The sequence below is a fragment of the Clostridium sp. LS genome (assembly GCF_002760435.1).
Classification (GTDB): Bacteria; Bacillota; Clostridia; order Clostridiales; family Clostridiaceae; genus Clostridium.
The window spans coordinates 1-710 of sequence record NZ_AUUU01000228.1 but is presented as its reverse complement, the minus strand read 5'-3'; the positions used below and the strand labels follow the sequence as shown (position 1 = coordinate 710).

The window sequence follows — 710 nt, the reverse complement described above, 5'->3', positions numbered from 1 at the left end:
TTTTGAATAAACATTGGAAAATGTTTAATAAATTCATAACTTACTGCATCTCCATGAGCTTCTTGATTAAAGAAATTCCCCCATCTTCCTAAAGCTTGAGCTAAAATAATTGAAGGAGCTGCTACATCTGCAAATCTAATAAAGCTCAATTTCTTAATCTTTGTATATATTAATGCTGTTGATATTGCAAAAATAAGCCCTCCATGTATTGCAAGCCCTCCATTTCTTATATTAAAAGCATTAATTATATTATTCTTATAATTATCGAATTCAAATATTACATAATATAACCTTGCACCTACTATGCCAAATGGCAGAGATAATAATACAATATTAAATAAATTATCAAAATCAACTTCTCTCCATTTGCAGTTGTATTGAGATATTAATATTCCTAGCATAATGCCAGTTGCAATTAATATACCATACCACCTAATGTCAAATCCTCCAATTGAAAACGCTACCGGACTCATAAACTCACATCCTTATCTTTTAGTTTAATATTTTCTGCATAACTATAGCACATGCGCCTACTGCTATAGAATTATCTTCAAAATAGCCTCCGTTGCTAAATTGAAGATTCGTATCTTTAATATGACATTTTTGTATCGCAATTTCTTTTACTGTTTCATAAAACAACTTTGAATATTGAATTAATGGACCACTTAAAATTATCAGCTCTGGATTAAACAACTTTATATAATTTGAAA

1 protein-coding gene and 1 pseudogene are annotated in these 710 nt (G+C 29.0%); both read right to left on the bottom strand.

Annotated elements, in window-relative coordinates:
- A partial coding sequence (gene lgt / locus COL3_RS26760) for a prolipoprotein diacylglyceryl transferase (RefSeq protein ID WP_099716779.1) occupies positions 1–473 on the bottom strand: 473 nt, incomplete at its 3' end.
- A 19-nt stretch (positions 474–492) separates the two neighbouring features.
- A pseudogene (locus COL3_RS26755) lies at positions 493–710 on the bottom strand (sugar kinase); the annotation flags it as partial.